Here is a 17,878-nt window from a genome sequence, read left to right on the forward strand (position 1 = left end):
TTTAAAACAATAGCATTATTGTAAAATGTTCCAGAATTATCTTTCATTTTATGGTTTTTATTACCTACAATGAGCACTTTAGGATTAGTATAAAGAAAATACATGTTATAAAAGGCAGCATATATATGAAAATAATTGTTATTAATAATTTCATCGAAAGGTATTACTTGTTCATATTGTGATAGAATTCTTAATTCTTTTATTCCATTTTCAATTTTAGAAAAATCTTTTGAATATTTATATATTTCTTTAATAAAAAACTCTAAATTGTCTTCTATAAATTGATCAACTTGTCCTTTTTCATCCTTGCGTATATTACGCATGGGTCTAGGAATATCGGGCAGAGTGAAATACGAGTCGACCATTTCTTCATGTATTTTACTTTCTAAGTGATAAGATTTTATCTTATAAACATAATCAGGAGGTATATTTTTAACAAAGCTATCATTTATACTTAAATCTATTTCCCAATTTTCTTTTTCTTTAGGCTGTAAAATCCATTCATTACTATTTTTAATGACATCAAGTTTTAATGTTTTTCTATAATATATATTATTACCTATTTCATTTTGTTTTTTGTATATTTTATTTCCTATTAAATAGATTGAAGGTTGTTTATGAGATATGTAAAGATTATATATTACTGGATACATATCGATATCGTATATTTTTCTTAAATGAAAACGATATCGGGGTTCTAATATGTCAAGTCTACCTTGTTCATCAAGTTCTGAGGTTAATGATAATAAAGGATTTACAATCATTTTATCTTCAAAATTAATCTTTAAATAATCATCTGTTTTGGCATATCCAAGAGAAACAGAGGATCCATAATAAGTCGTCTGAGACCCAGAGTGAAATTGTTGAACATAATCTCCAAATACAAAAACAGTGGGAATAATACCATTTTCCTGTTTGCTAAATTCTTCTGAAAATTTTTTAATTTGTAATACAAGAGAATTTGCATGTTTTTTTATAAGAGATTCAATAAAAGGACGCTTTTCATTTAAATCTTGTAATTGTTTGTATACTTTGTATTTCATGATATATTCTCTAGATATATATAAGTCATCACTAAGATTGGATAAAGACTTCATATCACTTTTTTCAAAATCTTTTACTTTATGTTTATTACAAGACAAAATAAAAAAGATAAAAACAACTATCATAAAATACGTTCTCATAAAATTTCCTTATACCAAATCTCAAATAAAATCTTTCAGAATAATTTATATATTTTAATATATTTTAGTTATATAATATGATAACATCAATGATACTAAAACGTATAAAATAAGTTGTATTTTATACAGGGAAGTGAGATGAAAAAATTTAAAGTTCTTATTTTTTTACTAATCTTGACATTAAATTTAAATTCACTGGTAGAATCCCAAGACTTAAGTGAATTAAACAATGCAATAGATAAAAAACAAGAAACATTAGGACTTAAGAATAATAATCATAATGAAATACTAAGTCGATATTTAGATGAAAGGTATATTGATTATTTTAATATAACTGATGAATATTATAAATTGATTAATACTCTGTATAAAGTAACCCAAGCTTATGAATATTCGTTATTATCTCTAAATGCAGTTAAAATGAATTTAATGGATACTCTTCAGGATAAATACAATGAAAGAGAGATTGCAAAATATGATGAATTACGACAAGCAGAATCAGAAAAAAATCTTAAATATAACGAAATGCTAGAAACTAAGATATACTATGAAGATTTTAAGCAAAAAAGAACATTCAAGAGGATCTTGTTTAAAAGAAAATTAAGAGATAAACTTGATGAAAATTTTAGAAATAAAAAAGCTTATTTGGAGCTTGTTGATTCAAATAAATTAATAAACAAATATAAAAATATTCTTATTGAGGATCGTAAAGTTAAAGATAAACTTATAAAAGAACTAAAACACATGACTAAATATTTAAATAAAATAAATGAAAAATTTAAGATGAGTGAATCTAGATTATATAATGCATATCAATTGCATGCTGCAAAATTTGATAAATGGCAAAAACTGGATGAGCAAAAAAAAGAAGTTTTTTCTGCAGTAAATACAGCTTGGGACAATTTGGAACAAGCATTGATGTCTAGAGAACAATCAAAATTTGAGGAAAATAAATTAATCTATCTTGATTTGGTAAATAAATTTAAAGAAATTAGTGAGGCTAGATATAAAGCTCACAATGAGATTTATAATGATTTATTGGCACTAAATGCAGCTGAGAGAGAATTTTTTGAATTGCATTTTAGAAAATTAAAAAAAGAGTCCACAATTACTTATACAAAAAGCAAATTGGTAGAGTACAAATAATATAATTTATTTATAAAATCCATAATTTTAAATTTTACTTTTACTCTTTTTAAACATCATTTAATTCAATATTAAAGTGATAATTATCAAATTTGTTGAAAAATAGCACTTTTTTCTTTGTTTTGATACTTATTGCTATATATTTTGTCTTACCAAGGAGGGAAATATGAAGTTAAAGAGACAATGTTTATTTATGTTTATTATGACGAGTTTTATTAGTTGTGATTTATTATTTGACGAAGATATTCAAAAAAAATCTGTTGGTCTACTCGATAGGGTTCAATATTTATTGAATAATAAAGAGCAAACCAACAAAATTCTTTCTGATGAAATGGATAAGACAGATAAGTCAGCTAAAAGGGTTATAAAAAAGATTGTTAGAAAGCCTAGACAAAAAGGACAACAGGAACAAATAGATAAATTACAACAAGATGGTGTTGCTAATTATGATCCTGTTTTATTTCCACAAATAGAAGAAAAAAATCTACCACTTGATATCACTTCTATTCCTGAGATTAGTAAGGAATTAAAAGAAACAGAAGGTACAACTGCAGGTTCTACTACAAGTGATTTAAGTGACAAAGATATTACTAGCAGTTTAAGCGGTACAACATATCTTTCTTCACAAGAAGGATCAAGTTTGGGTGGATTTAGTGATGTTGTTGAATATACTACTTATTTATCACATCCAACAATCTCAGGGTCTTATAGTGGAAGTGTTGTAGAGGAAGAAGATAGTCCAGAGTATGAATATAATGATAAATTAGATAGTGCTGAAAAAGACATAGATTATGTACTTGAGGCAATTGAGAAAATCAAAAAAGATAGAAATCAAGTTGAGCTTCAATCTACAATGAGAATGTCTGGATATTCTACAGAAGAAGAGAGGAAAGTTGCTAGAGAAAAGTTACAACAATTTAGTAAAGAAAAGCTAGCTAGAGAACTTCAAAGTCTTTTAGACAAAATTAAAACTGCTTATGATTTAATTGATGATGGAACAGAAGATTATGCTGAATTTATTACAGAAGATGAGCTTGGCAATGCTATTAATATACTACAAGATTTATACGTTTCTAAATATGATTTACATGATCTTGTGGAATCTATTGGGAAGACAAGTAGTGTGTATGAGGCTTATGTAAAAAGATCAGGTTTAGGCTTTGCGAAAATCTCAGAATTGGAGAAATCTTTAAAGAAAGCAAAAGAATTGCTTGCAAAGGTAAAAAAAAGTAAATAAACCTACTTTAGGTATGTAAAATAGTGGGTTAAAATATTAATTTAAAATAGAGTGGCAGATAGATTAGATTTAAATATCTATCTGCCATTATGAAATATTATAAATTAATTTAAATTTTGAAATAATAGGAAGGGTAAAATGTAATGAGATTGTATTTACCTATGGCGCTTTTATTAAGCATTATTGGTTGTGAATTCTTAAGCAAAGATGCAAATTTACAACCCAAAACTCTAGAGACATTAGAATCTAATATTGATGATGGTCAAAAACAGGCTTTAGTTTTTTTTCAAGAATCACTTCAAGGTAATAAGCATTTAGATGCATTAAAAAAGGAGCAAGAAGATCTTGTAAAAGTAAAAAATATACCTCAAAAGACACTAGACTTTAAGTATAATAAGACTAAATTGGAACAATTATTTAGGGAACTTGGCAATGATAAGACTAAACAATTTCTTAAAGATTTACATGTAACAATAAAATCTATCAATGATGGTTCTTATAAAAGCTTTTCATCTTCAAACTTTAATGATCTAGGTACTTTAGAAAAAAAACAAGAAAGAGCAATGAACTTTATAAAAAAAGAATTATATGTTGAGTATTATCTTTATACCAATGGACTTAGTGATTTAGATTATTTTTTTTATAGAGTAATGAATTATCTTTCATAAATTAAAATTTATTTACTATGTGTTGTAATACATTATATTTAAAAATTATATGTAAAAATAGTTACAAAAATTGAAGAAGAGCTTGAAATAATTAATTATTGCACTAATAATTAATTACCAAATACTTTAATTTTTCAAAAGGAAGATTGTTTACTCACAATGTTTTATACATTATGTTAAATACCCCCTTTGTATTAAGGGGTTTTTTATATTTATTTTTTTAACAATTATCAAAATCAAAATAATTTGGTTTGTCTTTCAAATTATTATTTCCAAACACTATTTTTTGGTATTTTAAAATTAAACGAAATATAAAAACAAATTAACTGTTAGCACTGTCAAATTTATGAAGTATATTTATTGTAAAAGGAGATATTTTTATGGGGTATATTCAAACAATATGCATAATAAGTGTTGCAGTATTGATAATTCCAATAAGTTGCAAACTGAACAATAATAAATTAAAGGCAGAGAGTGAAACTAAATTGGCAAAAGAAAATGCCAAGCTTGTAGCAGATTCTATTGTAGGTCAAGTAAGCAAACTTACAGGATTGGCAACAACTGAAATTAAAGCTTTAAGTAAAGAAGAGCTTGCTAGGATTGCTAATGAGGCAAAAGCCACTTCTGAAATTTCAAGGAAAAATATTGATGATTTTCGTAAGATTAAAGGTAAAGCAAAATTAGAAGTCAATGATGTTCCAAATTTTATTAAATTAATTAGGGAATCTGCAGAAAAAATAGCAATAGCGTTTAGGACATTATTAAGTGCAGGATATAATGGTCCTGTAGCAAATGCAGTCAATAGTAACATAAATAGTGGGGTTAAAATGATATCTTTATTAGAAAAATTATTAAATATAAGAACGAAAGAAATTTATAATAACAAGGAATTAGAAGTACGGAATGCAATAGAAGAGTTTAATAGCTCTTATCCGGGACTTAGAATATATGTTATAGAATCGAGGTACAAAGATCATATGAAAACATATATAAACGTCATTATGAAAAATGTAAGTAGATATTTTTTTAATGGGGTACATGAGGAATTATTAGAAAATTTAGATAAAGCTCCAAATAAGCTTAAAGAAGCTTTGACATCACTCAAAGATGCGGCTAATTCTATAAGCACTGCAGCAGGAATAATAGAATTATGCTTTTCAGAGCAGAATTGATAATTCATTTTATTACTAATGATTATACATGAGAGAGTATATTTATAATGATTGCTGTATATTTTTTGTTTCAATAACAATGTAAATTGTTACCTAAGAAGTAATTACTTTTAATGATATAAAGTTTAGAAATAAGAAAATTTTTGCTATCTTGATTTATATGATATATAATATCATATAATATATTTTATCAAATAATAATTAGTATTTCTTGATAAAATATTAATTATTTAAGTAACATTTGTTAAATTTTAAAGGAAGGAGAATATTTTGAAAATTTATTTTTTTAGTATATCTTTTTTATTCATTATTTTAAGTTCTTGTAAATCAGATCCGAATAAACACTCAAATGGAACATCAATACAAAAAGATGACATAGCATCACCACAAACACGAATACAAAATGAATATAAAAAAGAGACCGAAAAAAGAGAAAAGCAGATTATAATAAAGTCTTTAAAAGAACAGATTCAAAATGTTACTGATTTAATAGAACTAGATAAAAACAATATTGAAGAGAATGAACCTGCAGATCAATTTGGAATGAAAAATGGGGCTTTTAAAATTGTTATAGGAAATCCTAGTCAAAAGGCTTACAACGATCCTAAAAGTCAAGAAAACAGAAGACAATTTTATTCATCATTAAATTATGATGAAGATAAAATTAGGCAGCTTGGAATAATACTTAATCAAATAACTTCCGATAGCGCTAACAGAGGACAGTTGCACATAGATATCACAAATGCAGGAAGGGCTTACTCTCAATTTTTATTTGAAAGAGCAATTGATAAACTTGAAGAATATCAAAATAAATTTGATTTACTAAATTTTAGAGATTTAATAACAATAAAAGTAAAACTCAATTCAATTGTACAGTTGAGATTACTCTGGCAAAACACTGTAGATAATATTATTAGAGATTATGAAGATAATATTATTGGCATTAAAACTGATAGTCAAAAACTCATTGAACACATAAGAGAACAATATGGAGATGTACTTAAAAATAAAATTCCAAAAATTGGCATTATAGTTGGAGATCTCAATAAGATTTTAAAAACATTAAATTAATCTATGCAAAATATATTAATAATTAAAATTATAACTGTAAAAGAGAAAATATATTCTCTTTTGTTATTTTTTTGCATTGTAAATAAGTATTTTTTAAGACTATAATTATTTTTAATAATATATATTCTTTAAAGAATATATATTATTAAAAATAATAGATAATATTATTTTAATTTTAAAATTAAGGAAAATATTTTGAAAATTTATTTTTTTATCAGTAATTTGGTTATAATTTCGATTTTGACTAATTGCAGTTCGGATGTTAAACGCTTCTTTCCAAAAACAGGGATTGTAGGTTTACGAAATTTTTTGGATAGTTTAGATCCAGAAAGACGTAAAAATATTTTGATATATGAAATTATTAAACAAGTTTATTATATTAAAACAGTACTCGATCTACACAATGATCAAAATTGGATTGAAGATAGCACGCAATTTGGGATGAAAGAGAATGGTAAGGCATTTAATGTTCTTGACAATAAATTAAATATTTATAAAGTAAGTGATGCGAGAAATTTATTTATTCGAAGAATATTTTATTTGTCTTTTGAATATGATGAGACGAGAATTAAAAATTTTGGAATGATTCTCAACAAAATAATCGAAACAGTTAATGATGAAAGTAACGATTTGCTTAAAGATATCACAAATGTGGCAATGATTTATGCACAGAATTACTTTGTAGATGAATTTCGATTACTGCTTGATAAAGTCGATAAACTTCAATCTTTAGAACTTGATATGTTGAAATTTTTAAAAGATAAATTCGATCAATTAGCAATGTTCAAAAAAAGTTGGAATTACATTGTAAATAATCTTATTGGGGATTTTTTAAATAATAAAAATAATATTCAAAACGATAGAATCAAACTAATACTTTATATCAATCAATACTATAAATTGCATTTTATGAAAATTAATAATATTAAAGGGCTTAGTAATGATATTAAAGATATTTTAGCCAAAATTTAAAAGATATTTAAATTGAATGGTATAAAAAGCTAATAAAATATATTGATATCCAAATCAAATTAATATATACTATATGTTAATAATGATTATTAATTAACATGCGGCAAACAATTTTAATAAATTGTTTAATTTTAATAATAAGGAGAATATTTTGAAACAAAAAGTTTTTGTTATATTTATTTTAGTAAATTTATTGCTAATAGCTTGTGGTCAAGACAATAAGGCTCCTGTTGATAATGCAAATGCAAAAAAACGAGAAGAGATTAAAGGAATTAAAAATTTAATTCCTCACTCAGCATTAAGGGCATTAAAAGTGCATAATGATGCAACTTGGGATGAAGATAAGGCAGGATATGATCTTAAAGGTGCTGATCAATTGTTTAATAAAATTTCATATACATCAGCTTCTGGAACTCCAGCTTTATATGATGGTACAACGGCTAATACTGATGCTAGTATAAGCAAAGCAGCAAGAAAAGAAGTTTATCTGGCTTGTGAGTATAAGAGTGATTTTATTAAAGCTTTTGCAAGTGTTATTAATAAATTAGCTGTAGTTCCTGCAACTATAGCAAGATTGGAAGATCTGGTTTTAAAGATAAGAGGGTATGCTAAGGCTTACTACATAGATGTATATGATACCTTAAAAAAGAAACTAAATAATCTTGAGAAACTATCTTTAGCAGATGTAGAATCGTTGAGAACCAGATTAGTCGAACTTGAAGAAGCAAAAAAGGCATTAAGATATGAGGCAATACAACCAATTATCGATGCTTACATTAATAAGGAATCAATTGTTACAGGAGTAGCAAATCATCATCTACAAAATGCTGCTACCACCGTTGAGGAGATAGTGAAGTATGGGGAAGACAAGTTGCCTGGTTTTAACACTCGACTTAATAAGATTATAAGTATAAGTGGTCAAATTAAAGGTATCTTGAGTAGTATCTAGTAAGAATTTATGTTGATTATGAATCAATTAAATGTGTTTATAAATACTATTGGATTAAATATGGCTAAGGAGAAGTTTTCCTTGGTGATCGATAATTAGTCAGTTTATCAATTGAATAATAAGGAGAATATTTTGAAAAAAAAAGTTTTTATTATATTTATGTTAATAAGTTTAATTAGTTTATTGCTAATAGCTTGTGGTCAGAACGGAGAAACTGCAGAGGCACAACAAAAACTAGAACGAGCAAGAAAGGAAAGACGAAGACGAGAAGGAGGAGTATTAGAAGATCAAAGAAAAGCAGAAATTGAATACATTCAAAGTGCAACTCCTGATACGGTGATAACAGTATTAGGCTATCATAATGATGCAAATTGGAACGGTGAAGTAGCCAATGCCGCTGATTTTGCTGGTGTCCTTGCAGTGTTTGCCAACGTTCCACATAGAGTAGATGGTCAAACGGAATTCTTATATAATGGTACAAAGATTGGTGGTACAGCGGCTGGCGATGCTTCTGCTGAAGGCAAAGCAGTAAGAAAAGAAATTTATCTAGCTCTTCATTATGAGTCAAGTTTTATTATTGATTTTGGAATTGTTTTTAATAAATTCATTAATTCTCCGGCATTAGTTACAAAACATGCAAAAGAATTAAAAGAGTTTTTTGAAAAGATAAGAAATTATGCTAGAGCTTACTATATAGATGCATATGGTACCTTACGAAGTAAACTAGGTAAACTTAATTCACTGTCTTTAGACGAGGCAAGATCTTTGAGTGCCAAATTGGGACAACTTGAATCAGCAAGAGTGAAGTTAATAAGTGGTGTAATAGCCCAAGTTAAAAGTGATTTAAATAACAGTAGTCCAAGAGCAGGAGGTGTTCATCTAAAAGGTAGTGCTACCACCGCTGATCAGATAAAAACATATTGGGAATCAAAGTCAGCTACATTTGATGCTGACTGTGCTGAGATTATAAGGATAAGTGGTGAAATTAAAGGGGTCTTGGATGATCTTAAGTAAAAGGTTAATGTTGATTATAAATCAACTAAATATATTTAAAGATATTTTGAATACTGTTGAATTAAATATAACCAAGGATAAATTTTCCTTGGTCATTAATAATTAGCCAATTTATCATTGAATAATAAGTAATAATAAGGAGAATATTTTGAAAAAAAAAGTTTTTATTATATTTATGTTAATAAGTTTAATAAGTTTATTGCTAATAGCTTGTGGTCAAAACGGAGATAATGCAGAGGCACAACGAAAATCAGAAGAAGAAAAGGCAAGAAGAGCACGAGAAGAAAAACGATTAGAAGAGGAAAAGCCAGGAAGAATTGCAATCATTAAAAATGCAACTTCTAGTGAAGTGAAAAAAGTATTAGCCAAGCATAATGATGAAAATTGGAGTGATGATACAGTCCATACCAGTTTTTTTGATGCTATCAATGCAGTGTTTGGAGCAGTTCCACATAAAGTAGTTGGTCAAACGGAATTCTTATATAATGATGCAACGGCTGGCGATAGGGCGAAGGAAAGCAAAGCAGCAAGAAGAGAAGTTTATCTAGCTTTTGATTATTTTTTGGGTTCGATTAATGCTTTTGGAGAGTTTGTTAAGAAATTAGTTGAGACTTCGGCATTAGCTACAAAAAATAAAGCCAAATTAAAAGATTTACTTAGCAAGATAAGAAAGTCTGCCAAAGCTTATTATATAGATTCATATGATACCTTAGAAAAGAAACTAAGTAAACTTGGGTCACTGTCTGGGACAGATGTAAAATCGTTGGAGGACAACTTGGACGCACTTGAAACAGCAAGAGCAAAATTAATAGCTAGTGTAGTACGACCACTTAAAAAGAGGTATTCAGTTATTGGAAACTTTTTGGCTAATTCAGGATCAGCTTCGGTTAACAGCACTGCTGATGAAATAGAGACATATTGGGATACAGATTTATCAAAGAATTTTAATTTTAGATGCAATGAGCTTATAAGGATAGGTGGTGAAATTAAAAAGATCTTGGATAGGGCCCATTAAGAGATTAATGTTGATTATGAATCAACTAAGTATATTTAGAACACTGTTGAATTAAATATAACCAAGGATAAATTTTCCTTGGTTATCGATAATTAGTCAGTTTGTCATTGAATAATAAGTAATAATAAGGAGGATATTTTGAGACGAAAATTTTTTATTGTATTTATGTTAATAAGTTTATTTCTAATAGCTTGTGGTCAAAACGGAAAAAAGCCTGTTGATCCTGTTGATAATGCAGCGGCACAACTAAAATTAAAAGAAGAAGAGGAAGAACGAAAACTAGAACAAGAAGAAAGATTTGAAAGACGAACAAAAATTGTAGACATTAAAAGAAATGGAATTCCTAGTGAAGTGATAGAAATATTAAAAGAGTATCGTAAGGGTCCTTCAAAATTGAAGGGTATTTACGAGTATTATGCTTACTCTTACTATGATGATATTTTTGGAAGTATCAATGAAGTGTTTAAAAAAGTTCCATATAAAAATGGAGTAGATGATAATGGCAATGAGTTCGTATATAGTGATATAAGGGATAAGACAACGGCTGATGTTGCTGCAAGGCAAGCAGCAAGAGAAGAAGTTCTTCTAGCTTTTGGCTATAGTAGCGGTTTTGCTCGGGCTTTTGGAGAGCTTGCTAAGAAATTAGTTGAGACTTCGGCATTACTTACAAAAAATAAAGACAAATTAAAAGATTTACTTATAAAGATAAGAGATTGTGCCAAAGCTTATTATTTAGATGCATATGATACCTTAGAAAATAAATTGGGTATCCTTGAGTTACTGTCTGCAGCAGAAGTAAAATCGTTGCATGACAACTTGGACTTACTTAAAACAGAAAGAGAAAAATTAGTATCTAATGTAGTAGAACCACTTAAAGATAAGTATCCAATTATTGGAGAATGTTTGGCTGATCCAGCATCCTCAAGCATTTCGAATACTCTCACCGCTGATGAAATAGAGACATATTGGGACACATTATCAGCTGAATTTGATTCTATTTGTGCTGAGATTATAAGGATAAGTGGTGAAATTAAAGGAATCTTGGATAATATTAAGGTCAAAGGTTAATGTTAATTATAAATCAATTAAATAATATTTAAGTAATATTTAAAAATACTGTTGAATTAAATATAACCAAGGATAAATTTTCCTTGGTTATCAATAATTAGTCAGTTTATCATTTAATAATAAGTAATAATAAGGAGGATATTTTGAAACAAAAAGTTTTTATTATATTTATGTTAATAAGTTTAATAAGTTTATTTCTAATAGCTTGTGGTCAAAACGGAGATAATGCAGGGACACAACTAAACTCAGAACAAGAAGAAAAGGAAAAACGAGAAAGAATTGAAACCATTAAAAATGCAACTCCTAGTGATGTGAAAAAAGTATTAGGCTATCATAATGATGCAAATTGGAAAGGTGAAGGAACTGCTGATTTTACTAATATCACTGCAGTGTTTGCCAAAGTTCCACATAGAGTAGCTAATGATGGAACGGAATTCTTATATAATGATACAATGTCTAGCGATAGGGCGAAGGAAAGCAAAGCAGCAAGAAGAGAAGTTTATCTAGCTCTTGGCTATAGTAACGATTTTATTTGGGTTTTTGGAGGGTTTACTATTAAATTAATTATTTTGGACCTAGTTACAAAAAATAAAACCAAATTAAAAGATTTCCTTATCAAGATAAGAAAGGCTGCCAAAGCTTATTATATAGATTCATATGATACCTTAGAAAAGAAACTGAGTAACCTTGAGTCACTGTCTTTAGCAGAAGTAAAATCGTTGAGTATCAAATTGGGAGAACTTGACACAGCACAAGCAAAATTAGTATCTAATGTAGTGCAACCATTTAGGGAGAAGTATTCACTTACTGAAGAATATTTGGCTAATCGAAACTCAAAAATTTCGAGTACCATCACTGCTGATGAAATAGAGACATATTGGAACACATTATCAGATAAATTTTATTCTAGTTGTAATGAGATTATAAGGATAAGTGGTGATATTAAAGGAATCTTGGATAATATTTAAGATAAAAGATTAATGTTAATTATGAATCAATTAAATATATTTATAAATACTATTGGATTAAATATAACCAAGGAAAAATTTTTCTTGGTTATCAATAATTAGCCAATTTGTAATTTAATAATAAGGAATAATAAGGAGAATATTTTGAGAGGAAAAGTTTTTATTGTATTTATGTTAGTTAGTTTATTACTAATGGCTTGTGGTCAAAACGGCAAAACTCCTGTTGATAATGCAGAGGCACAACGAATACAAGAAACAGCGGTAAGGAAACGACAATTAAAACAAAAAGAAGGAAAAAAAGAGAAACAACGAAAACTAGAAGAAATTGAAGTTATTAAAGATGTAATTCCTAGTGCAGTGATAGGAGTATTAAGCAAGCATAATGATCCAGAATGGAATGATGATATCGAGTATTTCAGTACTTATTTTGTTGGTATCAGTGTGGTGTTTAAAAAAGTTCCATATAAGGTAGTTGATGGAAATGAATTCTTATATGGTGTGATAGGGGATAATAGAGGGGCTGATGCTGCAGCAAGGAAAGCGGCAAGAAGAGAAGTTTATCTAGCTTTTGGCTATTTTTACAATTTGATTCGGGTTTTTGGAGCTTTTGCTTTGAGATTAGTTCGTCTTCCAGAATTAGTTGCAGAGCATAAAGAAACATTAAGAGATTTCCTTTTTAAGATAAGAGATTGTGCTAAAGCTTACTATTTAGATGTGTATGACGCTTTACAAAAGAAACTAGATAAACTTGAGATACTATCTTTAGAACATTTGAAGTTGTTGAGAACCAAATTGGAAGAACTTGACGCAGCAAAAAGGGCATTCATAGTTGATATAGTACAACCAATGCAAGTTCGTTTCTCAGTTACCACAGAAATGTCGAAAGCTGCTATAAAAAATAATAAGATTACCGCTGATGAAATGGAAGAATATTGGGAAACAAAGTTATCAAGTAAATTTGATGCTAGATGTAATGATATTATGAGGTTAGCTTCTGCAATTAAAGATATCTTGGATAAGATTTAGTAAGAGGTTTTAGTAAGAGGTTAATGTTGATTATAATTCAAGTAAATACATATTGAATTTAAATAACTAAGGAGAAATTTTTTGGGTGTCAATAATTAGACAATTTGTAATTTAATAATAAGGAATAATAAGGAGAATATTTTGAAAAAAAAAGTTTTTATTTTATTTATGTTAGTTAGTTTATTACTAATAGCTTGTGGTCCAAACGGAGAAACTGCTGTTGATGCAGAGACACAACAAAAAGAAGAAGAAATTGCAGGCATTAAAAAGGAAATTCCTAGTACAGTGAGAGCCGTATTAAGCACGCATTATAATGCAGATTGGGATGAAGATGGCAAAGGATATAATCTAAAAGGTCCCGGTCAATTATTTAACAGAGTTGCATATGGAACATTTAATGGAAAGGGATTATTATATGATGGTACAACGCATGGCGATATTGCTGCTGAAAGCAAAGCAGCAAGAAGAGAAATTTATCTATTTCTTGATTATGATGATTCTGTGATTAAATCTGTGGCAAAGGCTCTTAATGAGGCACTGCAATATTCTATTGCAGTAGGGTTGTTAGAAGTGCTCTTTAAAAAGATAAGGAGGTGTGCTAAAGCTTACTATATAAATGTACATGATGTCTTGCAAAATAACCTAAATAAACTTAAGACACTATCTTTAGAAGATATAGTATTGTTAAGAACCAGATTGCTAGAACTTGAAACAGCAATAACGAAATTGAAAAAAAATATCACACCTGATGGAGAAGTTGCAACAAAAGACGATGCGCTAGCAAAGTTAGATAATATCCATGTTGGATGTGATCATATTATAATGTTATCTTATGACATTATAGATGTTTTAAATCTGATAGACTAAGAGATTAATGTTAATTGTAAATTAAGTAAATACATGCTGAATGCTTTTGCATTCAACATGACCAAGTAATAATTTTTCTTGGTTGTCAAGATTGACTAGTTTATTATTAAAAATAAGGAGAATATTTTGAAACAAAAAGTTTTTGTTATATTTGTGTTGATAAGTTTATTACTAATAGCTTGTGATCCAAGAGAGAAGACTTTTGATTATGCAGAGGCAAAACGAATACAGGAAGAAAAGGTAGAACGAATACGAAAGGCAGAGGCACAACGAATACGAGAAAAAGAGGAAGAAATAAAACAAGAAGAAGAGGCCAAACGACGAAAACTAGCACAAGAAAACGCGGACCAACTAGAACGAGAAAGAGTGTATAGAAAAGGACAAGCAGACAAAGAAGAAGAGAAAGCAAGAAGGGAAGCAGAAGAGATCAGAAAACAAAATTTAAAAAAAGAAGAAGAGGAACGACTAAAACAAAAAGAAATTTTAGTTATTAAAAAGAGCATTACTTCTGAAATATCAACAATATTAGAAATGCATAATAAGGGTTTTAATGAATCTGAGAAATTTCTTTCTATTAGTGATATCAGTTTTGCTTTTAGCAAACTTTCATATAAAACAGTTGATGGAAAGGCATTTTTATATGATGGTACAACGCCTAATTCTGATGCTGATATAAGCAAAGAAGCAAGAAGAGAAGTTTATCTGTGTTTTGGGTATAATGTTAATTCGCTTGGAGGTGCTGCAGCTATTTTTGGGCAAGTATATTGGCTTCCTACAGTGACAGGATCATTATCAGGGATCCTTCAAAAGGCAAGAGAGTGCGCTAAAGCTTATTATGTAGATGTGTATGATTTTTTAGCAAAGAACCAAAATAAACTTAATACACTATCTTTAGAAGATTTGAAGTTGTTGAAAGTCAGATTGAACGCACTTGCCGTTGAAGAATTGAAATTACGAGATTATTTCAAGGATGATAAATTAACTCCGTTAACAAAGTTAGCTAACGCTCGTGTGATGTTTAAGAATGTTATAGAGCAGGCTGTTTTAGTTAAAGAGATCTTGAATGATATTCAGTAAAGCATTAATTATAAATTGATTAAATAATTAAAAATAATTATTACTATATTGTATAGAGTCAAAACTTGACATGTGCATATTGCAATTATTATGATAAGTAATAGTTAAAAGTGTAAAATGAATTATTGATTTTAAAATCAATTGTTAAAAAATGATAATTAAATTTTTATAATAGGGAGAATATTTTGAAACAAAAAGATTTTATTTTATTTATAACGTGTGTATTTATTTTAATAGTTTTATTGTTGGTATCGTGTGGACCAAAAAAGTATGCCCCTGTTTCTAGTGCTGTGAGGCGAAACAGAGTGGATTTGAAAAAGCCTCGAGTTGGTGCTACGGTACAACCTGTTACTGGAACTGTAACTGGAGGGCCTAAAGGTGGAGGTGGAGCTGTAGATAATGAGCAAATCTTGAAACAAAAAGAAATTGAAAATATTAAAATTCCTGATAAGGTATCAGAAATTTTAAAAACGCATAATAATGAAAATTGGGATGAGGATGCGGAAGGATATAATCTTAAAGGTGCCAATCAATTATTTACTAGAGTTAAATATGACGTAGTTGATGAAAGAAAGGAATTCTTATATGATGGTACAATTGAAGGCTCTGCTGATAAAAGCAAAGCAGCAAGAAGAGAATTTTATCTGGCTTGTGAGTATAATGCTGGTTTTATTAAAGCTTTTGCAAGTGTTGTCAATAGATTAGTTGCTACGAACGAACTAGCTAATGAAAATAAAGAAAAATTAAAAACTTTTTTGGAAGATATAAGGTTTTATGCTCGATCTTACTATAATGCATATAGTCTCTTAAAAGAAAAACAAAATAGACTTGATGTATTAACTTTACAAAATTTGCAATCGTTGAAAACTACATTTTTAACACTTGAAAAAGAACAACAGGAAGTATATGATGTAATACAAGTAATTATAAATGATTATAATAACGAGACACCAATTAATTCATCAGAACAAACTCATCATCTAAAAAATAGTGATACCCTTCCTTCCGAAATAATAAAATATTGGGAAGACACAAAGGCCGGCGAATTTAGAAAGAAACGTAGTTCTCTTATAGATACAGCTTCTGAAATTAAAAATTTGTTGAAGGATATCTAGTAAAGATTAATTATAAATCAAGTAAATAAATATTAAATAATACCTTAATTTAAACACCAAGGAAAAATTTTCCTTGGTTATTTATCAAAGTGTCTATATTTAATTATTAATAGATAATTATTATAATATTATATAGAATTTAAACTTGACATGAGTATATTACAACTATTATGATAAAGAATAGTTAAAAGTATAAAATAAGTTACTAATTTTTAAATTAGTTGTTAAAAATTAGTAATTAAATTTTATATAATAGGGAGAATATTGTGAAACAAAAAGATTTTGTTATATTTATAATATTTATTTTAATAAGTTGCTTATTGGTATCGTGTGGACCAAAAAAGTATTTAGTTGCTAAGCTTTTTGGCCTTGCTAGGCCTGTTTGCTCCTCCTAATCCTGTTGACTTTTCTAAGCCTGTTGACTTTTCTAAGCCTGTTGCTCCTCCTGAGACTTTTGAGCTTGAAGCTAATGATGATGCATATTATGTTGATACAGATGATGAAGATACAGATGATAAAGGTATAAATGATGAAGATGCAGATGATGAAGATACCCCAGAACAAAAAATACAAAAAAAAGAAGAAATTAAAGATATTAAAAGTAAAATTCCTAGAGAAGTATTAAAAATATTAAACACACATGATCGTGGAACTTGGGATGAGGAGGATCAAAAATTGTCTTTTAGGGTACCTTCAGTAGAAATGGTAGACAGAGTAAACGGTGTAAACGGTAAGCAAGAAATAAAATATTTGCTAAGTACTCCCCGTGGTTTATTTTACAGACTTAGATATAACGATGGTTCAGGTAGTGCTCCATATACAGACAAAGCACGAAGAAAAGAATTTTATCTAGCCCTTGAATATAATGATTATTATTTGGCAGCTTTTATATATATTTATGATAGACTTTCTTCTAATCCAGCATTTAGTAAGGAAACATTTTTATTTAGAAACAATATGGTTAAAAGATTAAGAAGGTATGCTGTAGCTTATTATATAGATGTATATCAAACTTTAAAAGCTAAAGAACAAAAACTTGATACACTATCGCTTAAAAATTTGCGATTATTAAAAACCAAATTGGCTGAACTTGAATCATCGAAAAAAGAATTAATAGATGAGGTAATACTAAAACTTGCAACGGATAGCAATAATTTGAGAACTATAGTATTTGAATCTGAAAATACCACAGTAAGAAATCTCAGTTTTGACAATTTATGGTTATATTTTAAAGAAAAGTACGAAAGCTTTACTGCTAAATATCGTGTTGTTATGGCTCATGCTAAAAAAATTAAAGTTATCTTAAATAAGATTCAGTAAAGCATTAAT

Annotated in this window: 16 protein-coding genes and 1 pseudogene; 16 read left to right on the forward strand and 1 reads right to left on the reverse strand. The window is 28.2% G+C overall.

Annotated elements, in window-relative coordinates:
- A pseudogene (locus U880_RS0103015) lies at window positions 1-1,184 on the reverse strand (hypothetical protein); the annotation flags it as partial.
- Between the two features lie 138 nt (window positions 1,185-1,322).
- Between U880_RS0103015 and U880_RS0103020 the strand changes: the two are divergent.
- The 16 genes from U880_RS0103020 (at window position 1,323) to U880_RS0103100 (ending at window position 17,869) form a co-directional block, all read left to right on the forward strand.
- Window positions 1,323-2,330: a hypothetical protein gene (locus tag U880_RS0103020; protein ID WP_024654708.1), complete on the forward strand. Its 1,008-nt coding sequence runs from the start codon at window positions 1,323-1,325 to the stop codon at window positions 2,328-2,330.
- Window positions 2,331-2,496: 166 nt separating this feature from the next.
- Window positions 2,497-3,567, forward strand: a complete 1,071-nt coding sequence (locus tag U880_RS0103025; protein ID WP_024654709.1) for a hypothetical protein — start codon at window positions 2,497-2,499, stop codon at window positions 3,565-3,567.
- 143 nt (window positions 3,568-3,710) lie between these two features.
- Window positions 3,711-4,235, forward strand: a complete 525-nt coding sequence (locus U880_RS11765; protein ID WP_024654710.1) for a hypothetical protein — start codon at window positions 3,711-3,713, stop codon at window positions 4,233-4,235.
- A gap of 380 nt (window positions 4,236-4,615) precedes the next feature.
- Complete coding sequence (locus U880_RS0103035) at window positions 4,616-5,407, forward strand: hypothetical protein (RefSeq protein ID WP_024654711.1); 792 nt, start codon at window positions 4,616-4,618, stop codon at window positions 5,405-5,407.
- A gap of 270 nt (window positions 5,408-5,677) precedes the next feature.
- Entirely contained in the window at window positions 5,678-6,478 is an 801-nt protein-coding gene (locus U880_RS0103040) for a complement regulator-acquiring protein (RefSeq protein ID WP_024654712.1), read from the forward strand.
- 195 nt (window positions 6,479-6,673) lie between these two features.
- On the forward strand, window positions 6,674-7,450 hold the full coding sequence (locus U880_RS0103045; RefSeq protein ID WP_024654713.1) for a complement regulator-acquiring protein: 777 nt from the start codon (window positions 6,674-6,676) through the stop codon (window positions 7,448-7,450).
- A gap of 151 nt (window positions 7,451-7,601) precedes the next feature.
- Window positions 7,602-8,399, forward strand: a complete 798-nt coding sequence (locus U880_RS0103050; RefSeq protein ID WP_024654714.1) for a virulence associated lipoprotein — start codon at window positions 7,602-7,604, stop codon at window positions 8,397-8,399.
- A 132-nt stretch (window positions 8,400-8,531) separates the two neighbouring features.
- Window positions 8,532-9,413: a virulence associated lipoprotein gene (locus tag U880_RS0103055; RefSeq protein WP_235047996.1), complete on the forward strand. Its 882-nt coding sequence runs from the start codon at window positions 8,532-8,534 to the stop codon at window positions 9,411-9,413.
- 148 nt (window positions 9,414-9,561) lie between these two features.
- Entirely contained in the window at window positions 9,562-10,428 is an 867-nt protein-coding gene (locus U880_RS0103065) for a virulence associated lipoprotein (protein ID WP_024654716.1), read from the forward strand.
- 138 nt (window positions 10,429-10,566) lie between these two features.
- Window positions 10,567-11,496 carry a virulence associated lipoprotein gene (locus U880_RS11515; RefSeq protein ID WP_235047997.1) on the forward strand — a complete coding sequence of 310 codons (930 nt, stop codon included), beginning with the start codon at window positions 10,567-10,569 and terminating at the stop codon, window positions 11,494-11,496.
- Between the two features lie 143 nt (window positions 11,497-11,639).
- On the forward strand, window positions 11,640-12,464 hold the full coding sequence (locus U880_RS11770) for a virulence associated lipoprotein (protein ID WP_235047998.1): 825 nt from the start codon (window positions 11,640-11,642) through the stop codon (window positions 12,462-12,464).
- 144 nt (window positions 12,465-12,608) lie between these two features.
- Window positions 12,609-13,490 (forward strand): virulence associated lipoprotein, encoded by an 882-nt coding sequence (locus U880_RS0103080; protein ID WP_024654719.1) that lies wholly within the window; start codon window positions 12,609-12,611, stop codon window positions 13,488-13,490.
- A gap of 141 nt (window positions 13,491-13,631) precedes the next feature.
- A complete protein-coding gene (locus U880_RS0103085; protein WP_024654720.1) occupies window positions 13,632-14,357 on the forward strand; it encodes a virulence associated lipoprotein in 726 nt (241 codons plus the stop codon).
- A gap of 126 nt (window positions 14,358-14,483) precedes the next feature.
- A complete protein-coding gene (locus tag U880_RS0103090) occupies window positions 14,484-15,434 on the forward strand; it encodes a virulence associated lipoprotein (protein ID WP_024654721.1) in 951 nt (316 codons plus the stop codon).
- 185 nt (window positions 15,435-15,619) lie between these two features.
- Window positions 15,620-16,549 (forward strand): virulence associated lipoprotein, encoded by a 930-nt coding sequence (locus tag U880_RS0103095; RefSeq protein ID WP_024654722.1) that lies wholly within the window; start codon window positions 15,620-15,622, stop codon window positions 16,547-16,549.
- A 369-nt stretch (window positions 16,550-16,918) separates the two neighbouring features.
- On the forward strand, window positions 16,919-17,869 hold the full coding sequence (locus U880_RS0103100; RefSeq protein ID WP_152520385.1) for a virulence associated lipoprotein: 951 nt from the start codon (window positions 16,919-16,921) through the stop codon (window positions 17,867-17,869).
- Window positions 17,870-17,878 lie beyond the last annotated feature (9 nt).

Origin of the sequence: Borrelia hispanica CRI (assembly GCF_000500065.1) — a bacterium.
In the GTDB taxonomy this organism is placed as follows: Bacteria; Spirochaetota; Spirochaetia; order Borreliales; family Borreliaceae; genus Borrelia; species Borrelia hispanica.